Annotated in this window: 17 protein-coding genes and 1 pseudogene; 11 read left to right on the forward strand and 7 right to left on the reverse strand. The window is 57.3% G+C overall.

The genetic code is table 11. From position 1 onward, the window contains the following. Window positions 1-72 precede the first annotated feature (72 nt). On the reverse strand, window positions 73-2,217 hold the full coding sequence (locus AC07YV_RS08675) for an acyltransferase family protein (RefSeq protein ID WP_494990279.1): 2,145 nt from the start codon (window positions 2,215-2,217) through the stop codon (window positions 73-75). 84 nt (window positions 2,218-2,301) lie between these two features. On the opposite strand from AC07YV_RS08675, the pseudogene AC07YV_RS08680 reads away from it, so the two are divergent. Next, window positions 2,302-2,418: pseudogene (locus tag AC07YV_RS08680) on the forward strand (glycoside hydrolase family 19 protein); the annotation flags it as partial. A 10-nt stretch (window positions 2,419-2,428) separates the two neighbouring features. On the opposite strand, the gene AC07YV_RS08685 reads toward AC07YV_RS08680, so the two are convergent. Then, the gene (locus AC07YV_RS08685; RefSeq protein WP_095965321.1) at window positions 2,429-2,635 is read right to left on the reverse strand and encodes a hypothetical protein; all 207 of its coding nucleotides are present in this window, start codon (window positions 2,633-2,635) and stop codon (window positions 2,429-2,431) included. Window positions 2,636-2,885: 250 nt separating this feature from the next. Between AC07YV_RS08685 and AC07YV_RS08690 the strand changes: the two genes are divergently transcribed. After that, on the forward strand, window positions 2,886-3,080 hold the full coding sequence (locus AC07YV_RS08690) for a hypothetical protein (RefSeq protein WP_007975687.1): 195 nt from the start codon (window positions 2,886-2,888) through the stop codon (window positions 3,078-3,080). A 72-nt stretch (window positions 3,081-3,152) separates the two neighbouring features. On the opposite strand, the gene AC07YV_RS08695 is transcribed toward AC07YV_RS08690, so the two are convergent. Continuing rightward, entirely contained in the window at window positions 3,153-3,905 is a 753-nt protein-coding gene (locus AC07YV_RS08695) for a carbonic anhydrase (protein ID WP_102699293.1), read from the reverse strand. Between the two features lie 203 nt (window positions 3,906-4,108). On the opposite strand from AC07YV_RS08695, the gene AC07YV_RS08700 reads away from it, so the two are divergent. After that, complete coding sequence (locus AC07YV_RS08700) at window positions 4,109-4,564, forward strand: DUF2214 family protein (protein ID WP_102699294.1); 456 nt, start codon at window positions 4,109-4,111, stop codon at window positions 4,562-4,564. 185 nt (window positions 4,565-4,749) lie between these two features. Here the strand turns inward: AC07YV_RS08700 and csrA are convergent, their stop codons facing one another. Further along, entirely contained in the window at window positions 4,750-4,941 is a 192-nt protein-coding gene (gene csrA / locus AC07YV_RS08705) for a carbon storage regulator CsrA (RefSeq protein WP_007975691.1), read from the reverse strand. Between the two features lie 250 nt (window positions 4,942-5,191). On the opposite strand from csrA, the gene AC07YV_RS08710 reads away from it, so the two are divergent. After that, the gene (locus AC07YV_RS08710) at window positions 5,192-5,557 is read left to right on the forward strand and encodes a penicillin-binding protein activator LpoB (protein ID WP_102699295.1); all 366 of its coding nucleotides are present in this window, start codon (window positions 5,192-5,194) and stop codon (window positions 5,555-5,557) included. Between the two features lie 84 nt (window positions 5,558-5,641). Here AC07YV_RS08710 and AC07YV_RS08715 read toward each other — a convergent pair whose 3' ends face one another. From AC07YV_RS08715 to AC07YV_RS08725, 3 genes are all read right to left on the reverse strand, one after another. Beyond that, entirely contained in the window at window positions 5,642-6,331 is a 690-nt protein-coding gene (locus AC07YV_RS08715) for an endonuclease (RefSeq protein ID WP_102699296.1), read from the reverse strand. A 4-nt stretch (window positions 6,332-6,335) separates the two neighbouring features. Further along, complete coding sequence (locus tag AC07YV_RS08720) at window positions 6,336-6,605, reverse strand: DUF1654 domain-containing protein (RefSeq protein ID WP_033047987.1); 270 nt, start codon at window positions 6,603-6,605, stop codon at window positions 6,336-6,338. A 180-nt stretch (window positions 6,606-6,785) separates the two neighbouring features. After that, window positions 6,786-7,874 (reverse strand): asparaginase, encoded by a 1,089-nt coding sequence (locus AC07YV_RS08725; protein ID WP_102699298.1) that lies wholly within the window; start codon window positions 7,872-7,874, stop codon window positions 6,786-6,788. 365 nt (window positions 7,875-8,239) lie between these two features. Here AC07YV_RS08725 and AC07YV_RS08730 point away from each other — a divergent pair, with 365 nt between their 5' ends. The 7 genes from AC07YV_RS08730 to rbsD all read left to right on the forward strand — a co-directional run bounded on the left by AC07YV_RS08730 (window position 8,240) and on the right by rbsD (window position 14,882). Beyond that, window positions 8,240-8,701: a hypothetical protein gene (locus AC07YV_RS08730; protein ID WP_102699299.1), complete on the forward strand. Its 462-nt coding sequence runs from the start codon at window positions 8,240-8,242 to the stop codon at window positions 8,699-8,701. Between the two features lie 193 nt (window positions 8,702-8,894). Further along, a complete protein-coding gene (locus AC07YV_RS08735; RefSeq protein ID WP_102699300.1) occupies window positions 8,895-9,866 on the forward strand; it encodes a sugar ABC transporter substrate-binding protein in 972 nt (323 codons plus the stop codon). 55 nt (window positions 9,867-9,921) lie between these two features. Further along, entirely contained in the window at window positions 9,922-11,475 is a 1,554-nt protein-coding gene (locus AC07YV_RS08740; protein ID WP_102699301.1) for a sugar ABC transporter ATP-binding protein, read from the forward strand. Then, complete coding sequence (locus AC07YV_RS08745) at window positions 11,472-12,449, forward strand: ABC transporter permease (RefSeq protein ID WP_102699302.1); 978 nt, start codon at window positions 11,472-11,474, stop codon at window positions 12,447-12,449. The genes AC07YV_RS08740 and AC07YV_RS08745 overlap by 4 nt, the downstream gene beginning before the upstream one ends. 3 nt (window positions 12,450-12,452) lie before the next feature. Next, window positions 12,453-13,472, forward strand: a complete 1,020-nt coding sequence (locus tag AC07YV_RS08750) for a LacI family DNA-binding transcriptional regulator (protein WP_102699303.1) — start codon at window positions 12,453-12,455, stop codon at window positions 13,470-13,472. 91 nt (window positions 13,473-13,563) lie between these two features. After that, window positions 13,564-14,481, forward strand: a complete 918-nt coding sequence (rbsK, locus tag AC07YV_RS08755) for a ribokinase (RefSeq protein WP_102699304.1) — start codon at window positions 13,564-13,566, stop codon at window positions 14,479-14,481. Further along, window positions 14,478-14,882, forward strand: a complete 405-nt coding sequence (rbsD, locus tag AC07YV_RS08760) for a D-ribose pyranase (RefSeq protein WP_015095847.1) — start codon at window positions 14,478-14,480, stop codon at window positions 14,880-14,882. The genes rbsK and rbsD overlap by 4 nt, the downstream gene beginning before the upstream one ends. Window positions 14,883-14,894 lie beyond the last annotated feature (12 nt).

Here is a 14,894-nt window from a genome sequence, read left to right on the forward strand (position 1 = left end):
ACTGGCCGGGTAGTCCGTGAATTATTTTATTGTGCGCTGGAATATTCGTAAAAAGCAGTCGCTGCTAGAGCGCTAGTTTTGATCGGTATTTGAATGCTCGTTCGTTACAAGGTCTACAAGTAATTTTCTTGCGAGGTATTCAGACGCTATTGGCGTAAGGTGTCCATAATCCCAGCTTGTGATGCCTGCTTTAATGTCATTTCCCAAGTAGGTCATGCAGCCATCTTTGTTGCAGAATGCGCTTATTATATCGGCATAAATTGCTCCCGAGTTGGCCAGGCTTTTTTTCAACTCGGTGTTTTGATCCATAACTGACATGTTTAGCCCTAAAAGGGTGCGCCTTGGCGTGTTAATCCATAGGGTTTTCATGATCGTTTTAGGAAGATCAACTGTCCAGTGTGGTGTGGGCCCTGTAAAAATAACGCGCTTGACTCCAGCGTCTTTCAATGCCAGGAAAATACGGCGAAGAGCCGCTGGGTCGTGGTTTTCATTTTGGCCAACAATTACTACGTCTGGAATTAGTTGCTTTATTTGCTTGAGAGCAAACCAGTTTGACTGCGTACAGAAATCTGTGGTTGAAGGGTCCTTGACGTCGGGAGATGCCACACATCCTGAACTGGCGACTTGTAGAACATCCCAGTTTTCAGGCATTTCTTTTCTTAACCCTGAGAAAAGTTGTTGAGCGTGAGAGTCTCCCCAAATAAATAGTGTCTTGCCTTCTGGGAATCGCTTTGTGTAGCAACTGCTGTCTATTTCGGCGACCGGTACATTTGTTGAGTTTCCTTTGACGTACTGGGCTGTATTTTGAAAATTGCACTCGCCACGATAATTCTTGAATAATTCAAGTTTTGCGAAGTATTTTCGCTCTGGTAAAGAGTTTTCAAAATACTCCGCGAATTCCTCTCTGTCTTTTAAGCGAGATTTGAAGCCGCCATTTACGTATGTGGTATATCCAGTGATCCCGAAAAACAGCATAAGAACGATCAGTGCTGTTGTTTTTGTTTTGTTGTAACCGCCAAGGCGCAATGGCCGCTCGACAAATTTATATGTCAGCCAAGACAGGAGTACGGAAGTCACAACAGCCAGGCTCAATGTTGTTGGTGAGACTGTGCTCCCTTCCAGGATGTGAGCGAATGATAGAAGAGGCCAATGCCAAAGATACAGTGGGAAACTGATAAGTCCGAACCAAACGAATATTCGATTGGATAGTACTGTTCTGTTCAACCATGCGTGTGGACCTCCCGCGATAATGAGAGATGCGCCCACAGTTGGCAATAGTGCCCACCAGCCGGGAAACTGGTTGTTCTTGGTGGTTAGAGAAAACGCCACTACAAGGCATGTGAACCCAACAAAGGATTGAATGTTTCGAATAACTGGGCCGCCGACCCCTCGCCATTTCGGGAATGTCTGGCTTTTATACAGGGTCACATAGGCCAGATATGATCCAATTAGAAGCTCCCAAAATCTGGTTTGCGGTGAGTAGAAAGTGCCAACCGGGTCTGACTGCACGCTCATTACGTTTAAGGCAAACGATGTGCCGCCTATCAAGGCGAGTAGTATCAGAGTGTTCAGTCTTATTTTAAATGCGGCCCAGAGTATCAATGGCCAAACAAGATAAAACTGCTCTTCAATACCCAGGGACCATAAATGCAGGAGCGGTTTTGTGTCTGCGCTATTGTCGAAGTAACCAGATTCTGCACGTAGCACGAAATTTGATATGAAAACAGAGCCTCCGGCAATGTGTTTTCCAAGTTGCATGTATTCATCAGCAAGGAGAACAAACCAGCCGAATGCCCAAGTGGCGGCAAGCATGAGCAAGAGCGCGGGAAAAATCCGCCTTACCCGACGGCTATAAAATTCCACGAAACTAAAACTGTTTTTCTCGAGGCTTCCGAAAATGATGCTGGAAATCAGGAAGCCGGAAATAACGAAAAAGACATCAACACCAACGAACCCACCCGGAATCAGGGATGGAAAGGCATGGAACGCGACGACAGACAGGACTGCAATCGCGCGCAGCCCATCAATATCTGGCCGATATTTAGGGTGACTCAGGTGCTTATCGACCGCTGATTGCGGCGATTCGGATAAGGAAGTCATTGTTTTTAGTAGATCCGATTTAATTGAACGCCATATTTGGGCGCCGAGGATCATACCAGCACCACAAACCTTTCCCGCCATCGAGCGGTTTTTTTCGCCTGGAGAAAGCATGCTCATCACCGCGCAGCAGCTGCTGCAGATCCTCCGGAGCGCCCGCCGCCAAGCGGGCGTTTTTGCACCTGCGCGCTCAACGCGACCAGGTATCGCGGTCGTGACCTGATCCAGATCGCTGGCCGGGCGAATTACGCGGCGTGTGGCGAAGCATTGGGAGACCTCATCAATCATCCGGAGCTGCTGGAGCAGCCGCAGTCGCCTGCCTCATAAAAGCTCAGAGCGCGAAACCCGTCGCATGAACCAGATGCACCTCCTGCGCTCCAGCGATCAGGTGCATGGGGACGTTCTGTTGTACATCAATGGACGGTACCTCGAAGCTCCCTACAATCTGGAGGTGTCGCTCGCTCAGTTCGGTCGACTCTGCTGCCTTTTCCTTAGCCATTCTCGCGTGGTTCATTGCGATTTCGTTGAGCGTTGACACGTTACATCTCCCGGTGACTGACCAAGCGTATCGCTGGAGTCCTAAAGCATTGATTGAATGGCTGCTGCGTCAGAATTATGTCGTTCCCGCGCTGCTGTGCGCGATCTCTGCAATCCTCAAGCCACGGATGCGGTTGAACTCCTCGTCGTGTTTTGGCAGGCGACGAGTGGCGGACAACGGTGGATGATGATCCGGATTCTTTGCCATTCAGGCGTAAACTAGTGGGGCTGCCTCATTCAAAGGAGCCGCCATGAACGTCGATCAAATCAGCAAACAGGCACCCGTAGACAAAGCCGTTTGGGATCAATACTTCTGCGCTGCATTGATTGCCGAAAGCAATCTGACAGCCCCGGTTGTGGGCGGGGCTACGCACGAAGACAGGCAGAACCTGTTGATCGAGAGGGCTAAAACCCTGGCCGACAAAATGATGGAAAACCGGAAGTAACCAGAGCCCAGCCATCGCGCTGGGCTCTTTGCATGCGGGGTGCGCCGATGCTGGCGATGTGCGCGTTGTGAGTCAGGCGATCAACTCTACCTTGCCGCTCGCCAGGCGATAGATGCCTCCTACGATCTTCAGCATGCCTTTGCTCTGTGCATCGGTCAGCAAGGGCGAAGCCTGTTTCAGGCTGTTGACCGAATTTTTGACGTTCTGCGCGGTGGCGTTTTCCATCAGGCTCCCGGGTTGCTTGAGCACGGCCTCGATGGCCGACTTGAGTGCGTCAGTCAGTTTCGGGATATGGCCGGGGAAAACCGTCTGGTCCTTGACGGCCTTGATACCGGCCTCGATGGCGCCGCAGCTCTCATGGCCGAGTACCAGAATCAGCGGGGCGCCCAGCACGGCAACCCCGTATTCAAGACTGGCCAGGCCTTCCGGGGTGACAAAATTGCCTGCGACGCGGATGGAGAAAAGATCGCCGCGCGCAGTGTCAAACGCATACTCCGGGGCGATGCGCGAGTCAGAGCAGCTCAGCACGGCCACGAACGGATTTTGACCCGACACCAGGGCCTCTCGCTCAGCCTTGAAATCATGAGTCTTGGATGTACCGCTTACATATCGTTCATTGCCCTCCATCAGTCTTTTCAGCGCCATGTCGGGACTGATCACGTTTTGTGGTTTGGGTGGGGCTGACGCTGTTTCGGCTGCCTGGATGATCCTGCCGGGCAGTGTGCCGGTCAGCAGCAGGGCGCCTGCGCTCAATCCGGCAAATTGAAGAAAACGACGACGGCCTGTTGTGTTTGAAGCAGAGCTTGAATCACATGATTCACACATGATTTTGTTTACTCAGTTCAATGCGGTGAGAGTGAGTTGCTGTTGGGGCTGGGACTGCCACGGTAGCTCAATGCCAGCGCAGTGGAGTCTAGTTGGTCTGTCATTTTGTGTTCCGGGCAATGTCCAGGGATGCCGTGCAAGCAGCCATTTCATGGGCTACTACTGTCAGGCTCATACAACTTCGACCTGACAGGAGTTTCTCGATGCTGACTCATTGGTTTCTGGCGGCGGTTCACCTTTTGGCGGTTGCCTTGGGATTCTGGGCGGTGCTGGTTCGAGGCACGGCTTTTCGGCGCTTGGCCGACGGGGCAAGAGAGGTGCGCAGTGTCCTGATAGCGGACAATATCTGGGGTATTTCGGCTGTCGTGTTACTGATCAGCGGGGGGATGCGAGCCTTTGGCGGGTACGAGAAGGGCACGGACTATTACCTGCATCAGCCGCTGTTTCATCTGAAGATGACGCTGTTCGTGCTGATCTTGCTGCTGGAGATTGCGCCCATGGTGACGTTGATCAAATGGCGGATAGCGCTGGGCCGTAAAGCCGCCTTCGATACCGGCCGTGCGAAGCTGTTTGCACGGATCAGTCATGTCGAGGCATTGCTGGTGCTGTTGATGGTGGTGGCGGCGACCGGCATGGCGCGCGGGGTGATGTTTGGTTGATCACGCAGCGAACGCGTCCTTCCCCAGGATAAACAAGAAATGTCTGACAGCCAGGGCCTTGAGCTTGTCGCTAGTATCGACCCCTGAAAGCTTGCGTGGGAAAGCGTGCGGAAGCGATGCGATGCTGAATCTTTAGCCAGCCGTGGTTGCGCATTCAACGGGCTGGCTACTGACTGCAACAGAATTCAGGATTGCGGCTTTTCCGGGGCGGTCAGGCCGGCCTGAATGCGCTGATAAATTTCTTCACGGTGCACTGCAACGTCCTTGGGAGCGTTGATGCCGATCCTGACTTGCTGGCCGCTTACGCCCAGGATGGTGATCGTAATGTCATCACCGATATTAATGCTTTCACCGACTTTGCGGGTGAGTATCAGCATGGTCTTCTCCTTGATTGCTTCGTGGGGCACCTGATTCGGACAGTGCAGAGGTCGGTGGTATGTATAGATTAGTGCGAAGTCTCACAGTTTGGGTGCCTCTTTCTGACGCGCAGATGTGGCATTAATTCCCAAGGCGTAACTATACAGAGGCCGCCACCATGATTCTCGTTGTTTTGAGCCCATTTTACGGCACTCGTGAAGTATTCATGGATGTTAAAATCTGCGCTTTAAGCATTTAGAGGGAAACGCCGTGCACAAAATGGTCTTGGTATTCGCGATGTTGGCACTGGCGGGATGTGGTGAGGGCGGCAGTGTGGATGCGCCGAAGCCTAAGCCGGCCATGGCTGCCGTACCCGCGGCAGTGTCCGGCCCGCAATGGGATCTTGAAGTGCGAGGTGAGACCCCTCAGGCGGTCAGCGATTTGAGTGGCTGGCTGATCGAGCACAGCTTCATGTCCAGCGTCGTCAAGGAAAATGGCAATACGCGAATCCTGATGGGGCCGTTCAGTTCGAAAGCCGAGGCCGAAGCCAAGCAGGATGAAGTCCGTGCGGCGCTCACTCGCGCCAAGAAACAGAACATCGAATTGCTGGTGCTTGAGCGTCCGGCCGCTCAATAACGTTCGGCAGCGAAGGTGTTGGGCAAACAAAAAGGCCTCGGGGTTTAGCCTCGAGGCCTTTTTTGTTTCAGATGTCGCCTGGATTCAGCCGCAGGCCTTCATGTCCACCGGGCCGACGAACTCGTTGCCGCGTCCCATGACGCACCCCACGCTCTGGTTGCGTTGACGCTCCCAGGCCTGTACGGGATAGGTTTTGTCCCAGGCTTCGTACAGTTGCCGATCCTGTTTCGACAGGCGCAAGCCATACTGCTTGCTCATGTAGAAGTAGGTCCGGGCGATCATGCCGCGAATGGAAGGGCGGGGCATGACTTTCTTGGCCTTGAAGTCGACTTGGGTCAGGCACGAACCATACTGTCCCGACTGTTCGGGCAGCCAACCGAAACTGAAGTTGCTGCGATCGCCATTGACCTCGCCAATGCTGGGTACCAGGTTGTGCAAGTCAGCTTCGGCCTTCTGGTAAACCGGATCGTAGCGGGTGCAGTTCTTGCGACCGCCTTCTTGCCAACACTGGCGTTGATGACCGATCTGCCAGGCCGGAACGATGTGCTCCCACTCGATGCGGGATGCGCGCTTGGCATTTTTACGCGGCACATAACCGCAGGCGGCAAGGTTCACCCGGTTGCCGGTGTACTTGCAGCCACAGTAAAACTCGGTGGATTGGGGCGCGTAGAGTTTCCACGCGACCTTTTTCGCTTCGGTGAAGGTACGTGGAGCGTCGGCTTGCGCAGCCATGGCAAAAAACACAAAAAACAAAGCAAACCAGCGGGCACTCATCAACTCAATCTTCCTTCGGCACAACCCAGAAAATCTGCACGCCGCCATCGTCGCGATAAGCGAGGGTGACGTTGTCGTTCTCGTCGATTTCTTCCAGCAAGCGTTCCCATTCATCCACCGGCTCGTCAGGCAGGCGGAAGATCAGTGCTGCCCGGGCCTTTTGTGCAGTGGGGGAGTTGATGATTTTCTGAACGCGCAGGCCCATGCGTACATAGGTGTCAGGAGAGGCAGAGGTAGTGTCCACGGGATTATCCTTATTAAGCTGTACGTGCATACAGTATTTAACTGTAGGCAATTTCGCAACTGCTTAAAAATCAAGAAAATCCTCTGACAGCGGTTTGTTCCATTTGGTGTAAGGCGCAGGGAGTTTTTTTATCAGAACGAGTGGCGCCAATCGCCAGGACTGGAGAATGGCGCACAGGGTGCCCGACCGGATCGGTCGGGCGAGGGCGAATCAGTATTCCCAGAACATCCGCTGCAGCTCTTTGCTGTCATTGGTCTTGGTCAGCGCGACCATCGCCAGGATCCGGGCCTTTTGCGGGTTCAGGTCGTGGGCCACGACCCAGTCGTATTTATCGTCAGGCTGTTCGGCGTTGCGCAATACGAAGCCGCCGGCGTTGACATGGGAGGAGCGAATGATCTGCACGCCGTCCTTGCGCAGGGCTTGCAGGGTCGGGACCACACGAGACGATACCGAGCCATTGCCGGTGCCGGCGTGGATGATGGCTTTGGCGCCTGATTGAGCGAGGGCCTTGTAGGCGGTGTCGCTGACATTGCCGTAGGAATAGGCGATCTCGACGTCAGGCAGGCTCTTGATGGTCTTGATGTCGAATTCGGAATCCATGGTGTGGCGCTTGGCTGGCAAACGGAACCAGTAGGATTTGCCTTCTACCACCATGCCCAGCGGACCCCAGGGGCTTTTGAACGCTTCGGTCTTGATGTTGATCATTTTGCTGACGTCGCGACCCGACTGGATTTCATCGTTCATGGTCACCAGCACGCCTTTGCCTCGCGCATCCTTGCTGCTGGCCACGGCCACTGCGTTGTACAGGTTGAGCATGCCATCAGCGGACATCGCGGTGCCCGGGCGCATGGAGCCCACGACAATGATCGGCTTATCGGTTTTTTCCACCAGGTTCAGGAAATACGCGGTTTCTTCCAGGGTGTCGGTGCCGTGGGTGATCACGATGCCATCGACGTCTTTGCTGTCGGCCAGTTCGGCTACGCGGCGGCCCAGTTGCAGCAGGTTTTCGTTGGTGATGCTTTCGGAAGCGATTTGCATGACCTGTTCGCCACGAACGTTGGCCACCTGGCTCAGTTCTGGAACGCCGGCGATCAATTGTTCAATGCCGACTTTCGCCGCTTGGTAGGTCGCGCTGTTGGCAGCGCTGGCGCCGGCGCCGGCAATGGTGCCACCGGTGGCCAGGATCACCACGTTGGCCAGTTTTTGTTGGGTTTCGGCTTCTTTGGCCTGAAGGGCGGTCGGCAGAAGCAGCAGCAGGGCCAAGGCGCCCGGAACAAAGGTCTTGAGTGCAGATGTCATTATTTTTCTCTTCTAGTTGTGAGACGGTGCAGATGCAGGTTCATCTAGATACGCCCCGGGCGAATCTGAGCGCCGGAGGTGCGAGGAGGAGAGCAGGATCTGTACCAGTAATACCTTGAATCGAAAAACACGCGTAACTTAATGATTTGTAACGGTATTGCAGTTTGTGTCCGGAGGCGGTTCCGGGGGCGGGCGTCCGGATTGCCGAACATGTTTAACTTTTGCGTTCGGCTCTCCGATACGGATGGCCGTCCTGTTGAAGATTCCTGTTTAAAATTCAAGGGCGTCAAATCGTCGTTAACGACTAAAGAAAAGCGCGTGTCGGTCGATGCTCCTTCAAGGGATCTATTTCTGCAGGAGTTCACATGTCGTTATCTATTGGTTTCCCGAATGCCGCGGGCATCACCATCGGGGGGAAGTCTGCGGCGACCGTTCGTGCCTTGGGCGATGCAACAGAGGATGCGGCTGCCAAAGCGCTGGGAGTAAAGGAAGGCGACGGCACCCAGGTTAAAACCGGTCCGGTAGGCCTGGGTGAAAGTGCCGGCGCAAAGGCCGAATCGGAAACCAGCGATAACACCAGTGTTGCGGTGAAGGTCCTGCTCAAGCGCCTGAAAGAGTTGCAGCAGCAATTGCGTGAGCAACAGCAGCAATTGGCCCAGGCCCAGGCGGCGTCCTATCCGACCCCGGAAGCCAAGACCACCGCGGTAACGGCCATTCAGGGGCAGGTCGCCCAAACCAACGGCGCCATCCTGCAGGTGAGCGCGAGTCTGATCAAAGAGATGGCCAAGGGTTCCGGCACGGGATCGGTGATCAACACCACGGCATGAACTGAATGCCGTTTTTCGCCAATCCTCTCTGAAAGCACTTTTCAGGACGTTGACAAATACCGGCAGGATTCGCATAGTCTGGGTCACGCAAACGTTTGCGCGACCCGCTGTAATGGCTTTCCATCACAGTGGGTCGTGAAGCTTACGCCGGCGCAAGCGTTGCTCACAATAATCATAAGATCGGAGTGAACCCATGAAGCTGCCATTCGCTGGACGTCTTCTCGCTGTCGCTGTGCTGGCTGCCGCATCCGCTGCACTGCCTGTCTCCTCTGCCTTCGCTGAAACCACAGAAAAACCGAAAGTCGCACTGGTCATGAAATCCCTGGCCAACGAGTTTTTCCTGACCATGGAAGACGGCGCCAAGGCCTATCAGAAAGATCACTCCGGCGAATTCGAGCTGATCTCCAACGGCATCAAGGATGAAACCGACACTGCCGGCCAGACGCGGATCGTCGAGCAGATGATCCTGGCCAAGGTCAATGCGCTGGTGATCGCGCCCGCAGATTCCAAGGCCATGGTGCCGGTGATCAAGAAAGCCATCGATGCCGGTATCACCGTGATCAACATCGACAACCAGCTGGACCCCGCGGTCGTCAAAAGCAAAAACATCAGTGTTCCGTTCGTAGGCCCGGACAACCGCAAGGGCGCACGCCTGGTCGGCGATTACCTGGCCAAACAACTGAAGGCCGGTGACGAAGTCGGCATCATCGAAGGTGTGTCCACCACCACCAATGCCCAGCAGCGCACGGCAGGTTTCAAGGATGCGATGGAGGCGGCGCAGATCAAGGTCGTGTCGTTGCAATCCGGTGATTGGGAAATCGACAAAGGCAACAAGGTGGCCGCCTCGATTCTCAGCGAATACCCGCAAACCAAGGCCCTGTTGGCCGGCAACGACAGCATGGCGGTCGGCGCGGTGTCTGCCGTGCGCGCCGCGGGCAAGGCCGGCAAGGTACAAGTGGTCGGCTACGACAACATCAACGCCATCCAGCCGATGCTCAAGGATGGTCGGGTGCTCGCCACTGCCGACCAGTTTGCAGCCAGGCAGGCGGTGTTCGGCATCGAGACCGCATTGAAGATTCTCAAGGGCGAGAAGGTCGACGGCGGCGCCAATGGCGTGATCGAAACGCCGGTAGAGTTGGTCACCAAAGAGTCGGTCACACAGTAACCTTCTGGCGACGCAACGGCGCTCGTCCAGCCGGACGGGCGCGTGGAGATTTGTTATGTCCGCTTGCGCTACGAACGCTGTCCTCTCGGTCAGCGGTATCGGCAAGACCTACGCCCAACCGGTTCTGTCCGGCATCGACCTGACGCTCATGCGCGGTGAAGTGCTGGCCCTGACCGGCGAGAACGGCGCAGGCAAAAGCACGCTGTCGAAAATCATTGGCGGGCTGGTCACGCCGACCACCGGCGAGATGCTGTTTCAGGGGCAGGCCTATCGCCCCGGCAGCCGGAGCCAGGCAGAAGACCTCGGCATCCGCATGGTCATGCAGGAACTCAATCTGCTGCCGACCCTGTCGGTGGCGGAAAACCTGTTCCTTCACAATCTGCCCAACAGCGGCGGCTGGATCAGTCGCAAGCAATTGCGCAAGGCTGCCCTCGAGGCCATGGCTCAGGTCGGGCTCGACGCCATTGACCCGGACACCCTGGTCGGCGAACTGGGCATCGGTCATCAGCAAATGGTAGAGATCGCCCGCAACCTGATCGGCGATTGTCATGTACTGATTCTCGATGAGCCCACCGCGATGCTCACGGCACGCGAAGTCGAAATGCTGTTCGAGCAGATCAGCCGCCTGCAGGCTCGCGCCGTATCGATCATCTATATCTCTCATCGCCTCGAAGAGCTGGCGCGGGTCGCGCAGCGCATTGCCGTGCTGCGCGACGGCAATCTGGTCTGTGTCGCGCCGATGGCCAACTACAACAGCGAGCAACTGGTCACCCTGATGGTGGGTCGCGAGCTCGGCGAACACATCGATATGGGGGCGCGCAAGATCGGCGCCCCGGTTTTGACGGTCAAGGGCCTGACCCGTGCCGACAAGGTTCGCGACGTGTCGTTCGAAGTGCGTGCCGGAGAGATTTTTGGCATTTCCGGTTTGATCGGCGCGGGGCGCACCGAGTTGCTGCGTCTGATCTTCGGGGCCGATATCGCCGACAGCGGTACGATTGCCCTGGGCTCGCCGGCGCAGGTCATCACGGTGCGTTCGCCGGTGGATGCGGTCGGGCATGGCATCGCGCTGATCACTGAAGATCGCAAGGGCGAAGGTCTTTTGTTGACGCAGTCGATCGGTGCCAATATCGCCTTGGGCAACATGCCCGGCATCTCCCGCGCCGGCTTTGTCGACAACGATGGCGAAAGCGCCCTGGCCCAGCGGCAGATCGACGCCATGCGCATTCGCAGCTCCGGTCCGGCACAGTTGGTGTCCGAGTTGTCCGGCGGTAACCAGCAGAAAGTCGTCATCGGTCGCTGGCTGGAGCGCGATTGCTCGGTGCTGCTGTTCGACGAGCCGACCCGGGGCATCGACGTCGGTGCCAAGTTCGATATCTACAACCTGCTCGGTGAATTGACCCGCAAGGGCAAGGCGCTGGTGGTGGTTTCCAGCGACTTGCGCGAGCTGATGCTGATCTGCGACCGGATCGGTGTGCTGTCGGCAGGAAGCCTGATCGATACGTTCGAACGCGACAGCTGGACCCAGGATGAGTTGCTCGCCGCTGCTTTTGCCGGCTACCAAAAACGTGATGCGCAGCGCTTCGACGCCGCGCCTAGGGATCTTCCATGAAAACCGCTTCTTTCGCCGGCACACGCAGTGGCAACTTCTATGGCCTGGGCACCTATCTGGGCCTGGCGGGTGCCTTGTTGGCGATGATCGTGCTGTTCTCGGTGCTCAGCAGTCACTTCCTGTCCTACGATACGTTCAGCACCCTGGCCAACCAGATTCCGGACCTGATGGTGCTGGCGGTCGGCATGACCTTTGTGTTGATCATCGGGGGCATCGACCTGTCGGTGGGTTCGGTGCTGGCACTCGCGGCCTCGACCGTCAGCGTGGCGATACTCGGCTGGGGCTGGAGCGTCCTGCCCGCAGCGTTGCTCGGCATGGCCGTTGCGGCGCTCGCAGGCACCCTCACCGGTTCGATCACGGTGGCGTGGCGGATACCGTCGTTCATCGTGTCCCTGGGCGTGCTGGAAATGGCACGTGGAGTGGCGTACCAGATGACCGGGTCGCGTACGGCCTACATCGGCGATGCGTTCGCCTGGTTGTCCAATCCGATCGCCTTCGGCATTTCACCCTCGTTCATCATTGCGTTGCTGATCATATTCGTCGCTCAGGCCGTGTTGACCCGCACGGTGTTCGGTCGCTACCTGATCGGTATCGGCACCAACGAAGAGGCTGTGCGGCTGGCGGGGATCAATCCGAAGCCCTACAAAATCCTGGTGTTCAGCCTGATGGGACTGCTGGCCGGCATTGCCGCGCTGTTCCAGATTTCTCGCCTGGAAGCCGCCGACCCGAATGCCGGCTCCGGTCTTGAGTTGCAGGTGATCGCCGCCGTGGTGATCGGCGGGACCAGCCTGATGGGCGGACGCGGGTCGGTGATCAGCACGTTTTTTGGCGTCCTGATCATTTCCGTGCTGGCCGCGGGGCTGGCGCAGATCGGGGCGACCGAGCCGACCAAACGCATCATTACCGGCGCCGTGATCGTGGTCGCGGTGGTGCTGGACACTTATCGCAGTCAACGCGCAAGCCGGCGGACCTGAGTCATGGCGACTATCAAAGATGTGGCAGCCCTTGCCGGCATTTCCTACACCACGGTTTCCCATGTGGTGAACAAGACCCGTCCGGTCAGTGAAGAAGTCCGGATCAAGGTCGAGGCCGCGATCAAGACCCTCGACTACGTCCCCAGCGCCGTGGCCCGCTCACTCAAGGCCAAGACCACGGCGACCATCGGCCTGTTGGTCCCCAACAGCCTCAACCCGTACTTCGCCGAGCTGGCCAGGGGGATCGAGGATTACTGCGAGCGAAACGGCTACTGCGTGATCCTGTGCAACTCCGACGACAATCCGGACAAGCAGCGCAGCTACCTGCGTGTTCTGTTGGAAAAGCGCATCGACGGCCTGATCGTCGCCTCGGCCGGCGGCGACAGTGGCCTGGTACAGGGTCTGAAAGGCGTGCGCACGCCCATGGTGATCGTCGACCGCGGACTGGACGGTGTCGATGCCGACCTGGTGCGCATCGACCATGAATACGGCGCATACCTGGCGACCCGGCACCTGTTGGAGTTGGGCCACCGGGATATCGCTACGATCAGCGGGCCGGAAAACACCAGTGTGGCGCAGATGCGTCTGGCGGGTTATCGCAGGGCCTTGAAAGAGGCGGGCGTCGAAGTCTCTCCCGAGCGCATGCTGGCAAGCGATTTCACCAGCACCGGCGGTTACAGCGCTGCCGCGATTTTGCTGGAAAGCCATCCGCCCAGCGCCATTTTTGCCGCCAACGACATGATCGGCATCGGTGTGCTGCGGGCCGCCGCCGAGCGCAATATTCGCGTACCGAGCGAGTTGTCGGTGATCGGCTTCGACGATATCCAGATGAGTCGGTATGTCTATCCGTCTTTGACCACGGTGGGGCAGTCGATCCTGCAACTCGGTGAAATGGCTGCCGAAGTGCTTTTACGGCGAATCGCCACGCCGGGCCTGGCGACCGATCAGCGGATCGTGACGCCGAGTATTGTCATCCGTGAATCGACGGCGCCGTTGGCTGGCGTGTTTGACCAGTGCCGTTGAAAACAGAGAGGCGTTGAAACAGAAAGCCGTTGAAAACAGAAAGCCGCTGAACCGACAGCGCCGCCGAAACAGAATCGATGAGTAGCAATGTATGTCAGCAAAAGTAGTGGTAATTGGCAGTTTGAACATGGACCTGGTGACCCGGGCGCCGCGTTTGCCCAAGGGCGGTGAAACGCTGATTGGTCAGTCGTTTGCCACCGTCTCCGGCGGCAAGGGCGCCAACCAGGCCGTGGCAGCGGCGCGGCTCGGAGCCCGGGTGTCGATGATCGGCTGCGTGGGCAATGACGCCTATGGTGAGGCACTGCGCGGGGCGCTGTTGGCCGAGCAGATCGATTGCCAGGCGGTGAGCACCATTGACGGTTCCAGCGGTGTGGCGTTGATTGTGGTCGACGACAGCAGTCAGAACACCATCGTGATCGTCCCCGGTGCCAACGGTGCATTGACCGCTGAAGCCATTGACCGTTTTGATTCGGTGATACAAGCGGCGGACGTGCTCATCTGTCAGCTGGAAGTGCCCGATGCCTCCGTTGGCCATGCGCTCAAGCGCGGCCGCGAGCTGGGCAAGACGGTCATCCTCAACCCGGCGCCGGCCAGCCGTCCGTTGCCATCGCACTGGTACGGGTCTATCGATTACCTGATTCCCAACGAGAGCGAAGCGTCGGCCTTGAGCGGAGTGTCGGTGGACTCCCTGGAGACCGCACAAGCCGCGGCGACCCGGCTGATTGCCCTGGGTGCCGGCAAGGTGATCATCACCCTCGGTGCGCAAGGTTCGCTGTTTGCCGATGGCCAGCGCTTCGAGCATTTCCCCGCGCCCGTCGTAAAGGCTGTCGACACCACGGCGGCGGGGGATACGTTCGTCGGTGGTTTCGCTGCAGCGTTGGCTGCGGGTCAGGATGAGGTGCAGGCAATCCGCTTCGGGCAGGTGGCTGCGGCGCTGTCGGTCACCCGTGCCGGCGCGCAACCGTCGATTCCCGCCTTGAGCGATGTACAGGCGTTTAAAGCGCCATGAAAAAGACACCCTTGCTCAACATCGCGTTGTCGCGGCTGATCGCCTCATTGGGGCACGGCGACATGGTCGTCATCGGGGACGCCGGTCTGCCGGTTCCACCGGGCGTTGAATTGATCGACCTGGCCTTGACCCAGGGCATCCCGGATTTTGTCAGCACCTTGAAGGTGGTGCTCAGTGAGATGCAGGTGGAAAGCCATGTGCTGGCTCAGGAGATTTTCGATAAGAAGCCGTCGGCCCTGATCGCGCTGGATGAACTGAACGGCGAAGGCGCACTGGGGCGCCGTGAGGTACTCAGTCATGAACAATTCAAGGTCCTGAGCCGACAGGCCAGGGCGATTGTTCGTACGGGCGAGTGCCAGCCGTACTGCAACATCGTGTTGTTCGCCGGGGTGACGTTTTGACGGGCTGCCTGC

The organism is Pseudomonas sp. GW456-E7, from assembly GCF_059424105.1.

Bases quoted from the DNA above. Each gene is read 5' to 3' on its own strand.
- AC07YV_RS08675 (WP_494990279.1), bottom strand. From the start codon at position 2,217: ATGAGCATGCTTTCTCCAGGCGAAAAAAACCGCTCGATGGCGGGAAAG.
- AC07YV_RS08690 (WP_007975687.1), top strand. From the start codon at position 2,886: ATGAACGTCGATCAAATCAGCAAACAGGCACCCGTAGACAAAGCCGTT.
- AC07YV_RS08695 (WP_102699293.1), bottom strand. From the start codon at position 3,905: ATGTGTGAATCATGTGATTCAAGCTCTGCTTCAAACACAACAGGCCGT.
- AC07YV_RS08700 (WP_102699294.1), top strand. From the start codon at position 4,109: ATGCTGACTCATTGGTTTCTGGCGGCGGTTCACCTTTTGGCGGTTGCC.
- csrA (WP_007975691.1), bottom strand. From the start codon at position 4,941: ATGCTGATACTCACCCGCAAAGTCGGTGAAAGCATTAATATCGGTGAT.
- AC07YV_RS08715 (WP_102699296.1), bottom strand. From the start codon at position 6,331: ATGAGTGCCCGCTGGTTTGCTTTGTTTTTTGTGTTTTTTGCCATGGCT.
- AC07YV_RS08720 (WP_033047987.1), bottom strand. From the start codon at position 6,605: ATGCACGTACAGCTTAATAAGGATAATCCCGTGGACACTACCTCTGCC.
- AC07YV_RS08725 (WP_102699298.1), bottom strand. From the start codon at position 7,874: ATGACATCTGCACTCAAGACCTTTGTTCCGGGCGCCTTGGCCCTGCTG.
- AC07YV_RS08730 (WP_102699299.1), top strand. From the start codon at position 8,240: ATGTCGTTATCTATTGGTTTCCCGAATGCCGCGGGCATCACCATCGGG.
- AC07YV_RS08735 (WP_102699300.1), top strand. From the start codon at position 8,895: ATGAAGCTGCCATTCGCTGGACGTCTTCTCGCTGTCGCTGTGCTGGCT.
- AC07YV_RS08740 (WP_102699301.1), top strand. From the start codon at position 9,922: ATGTCCGCTTGCGCTACGAACGCTGTCCTCTCGGTCAGCGGTATCGGC.
- AC07YV_RS08745 (WP_102699302.1), top strand. From the start codon at position 11,472: ATGAAAACCGCTTCTTTCGCCGGCACACGCAGTGGCAACTTCTATGGC.
- AC07YV_RS08750 (WP_102699303.1), top strand. From the start codon at position 12,453: ATGGCGACTATCAAAGATGTGGCAGCCCTTGCCGGCATTTCCTACACC.
- rbsK (WP_102699304.1), top strand. From the start codon at position 13,564: ATGTCAGCAAAAGTAGTGGTAATTGGCAGTTTGAACATGGACCTGGTG.
- rbsD (WP_015095847.1), top strand. From the start codon at position 14,478: ATGAAAAAGACACCCTTGCTCAACATCGCGTTGTCGCGGCTGATCGCC.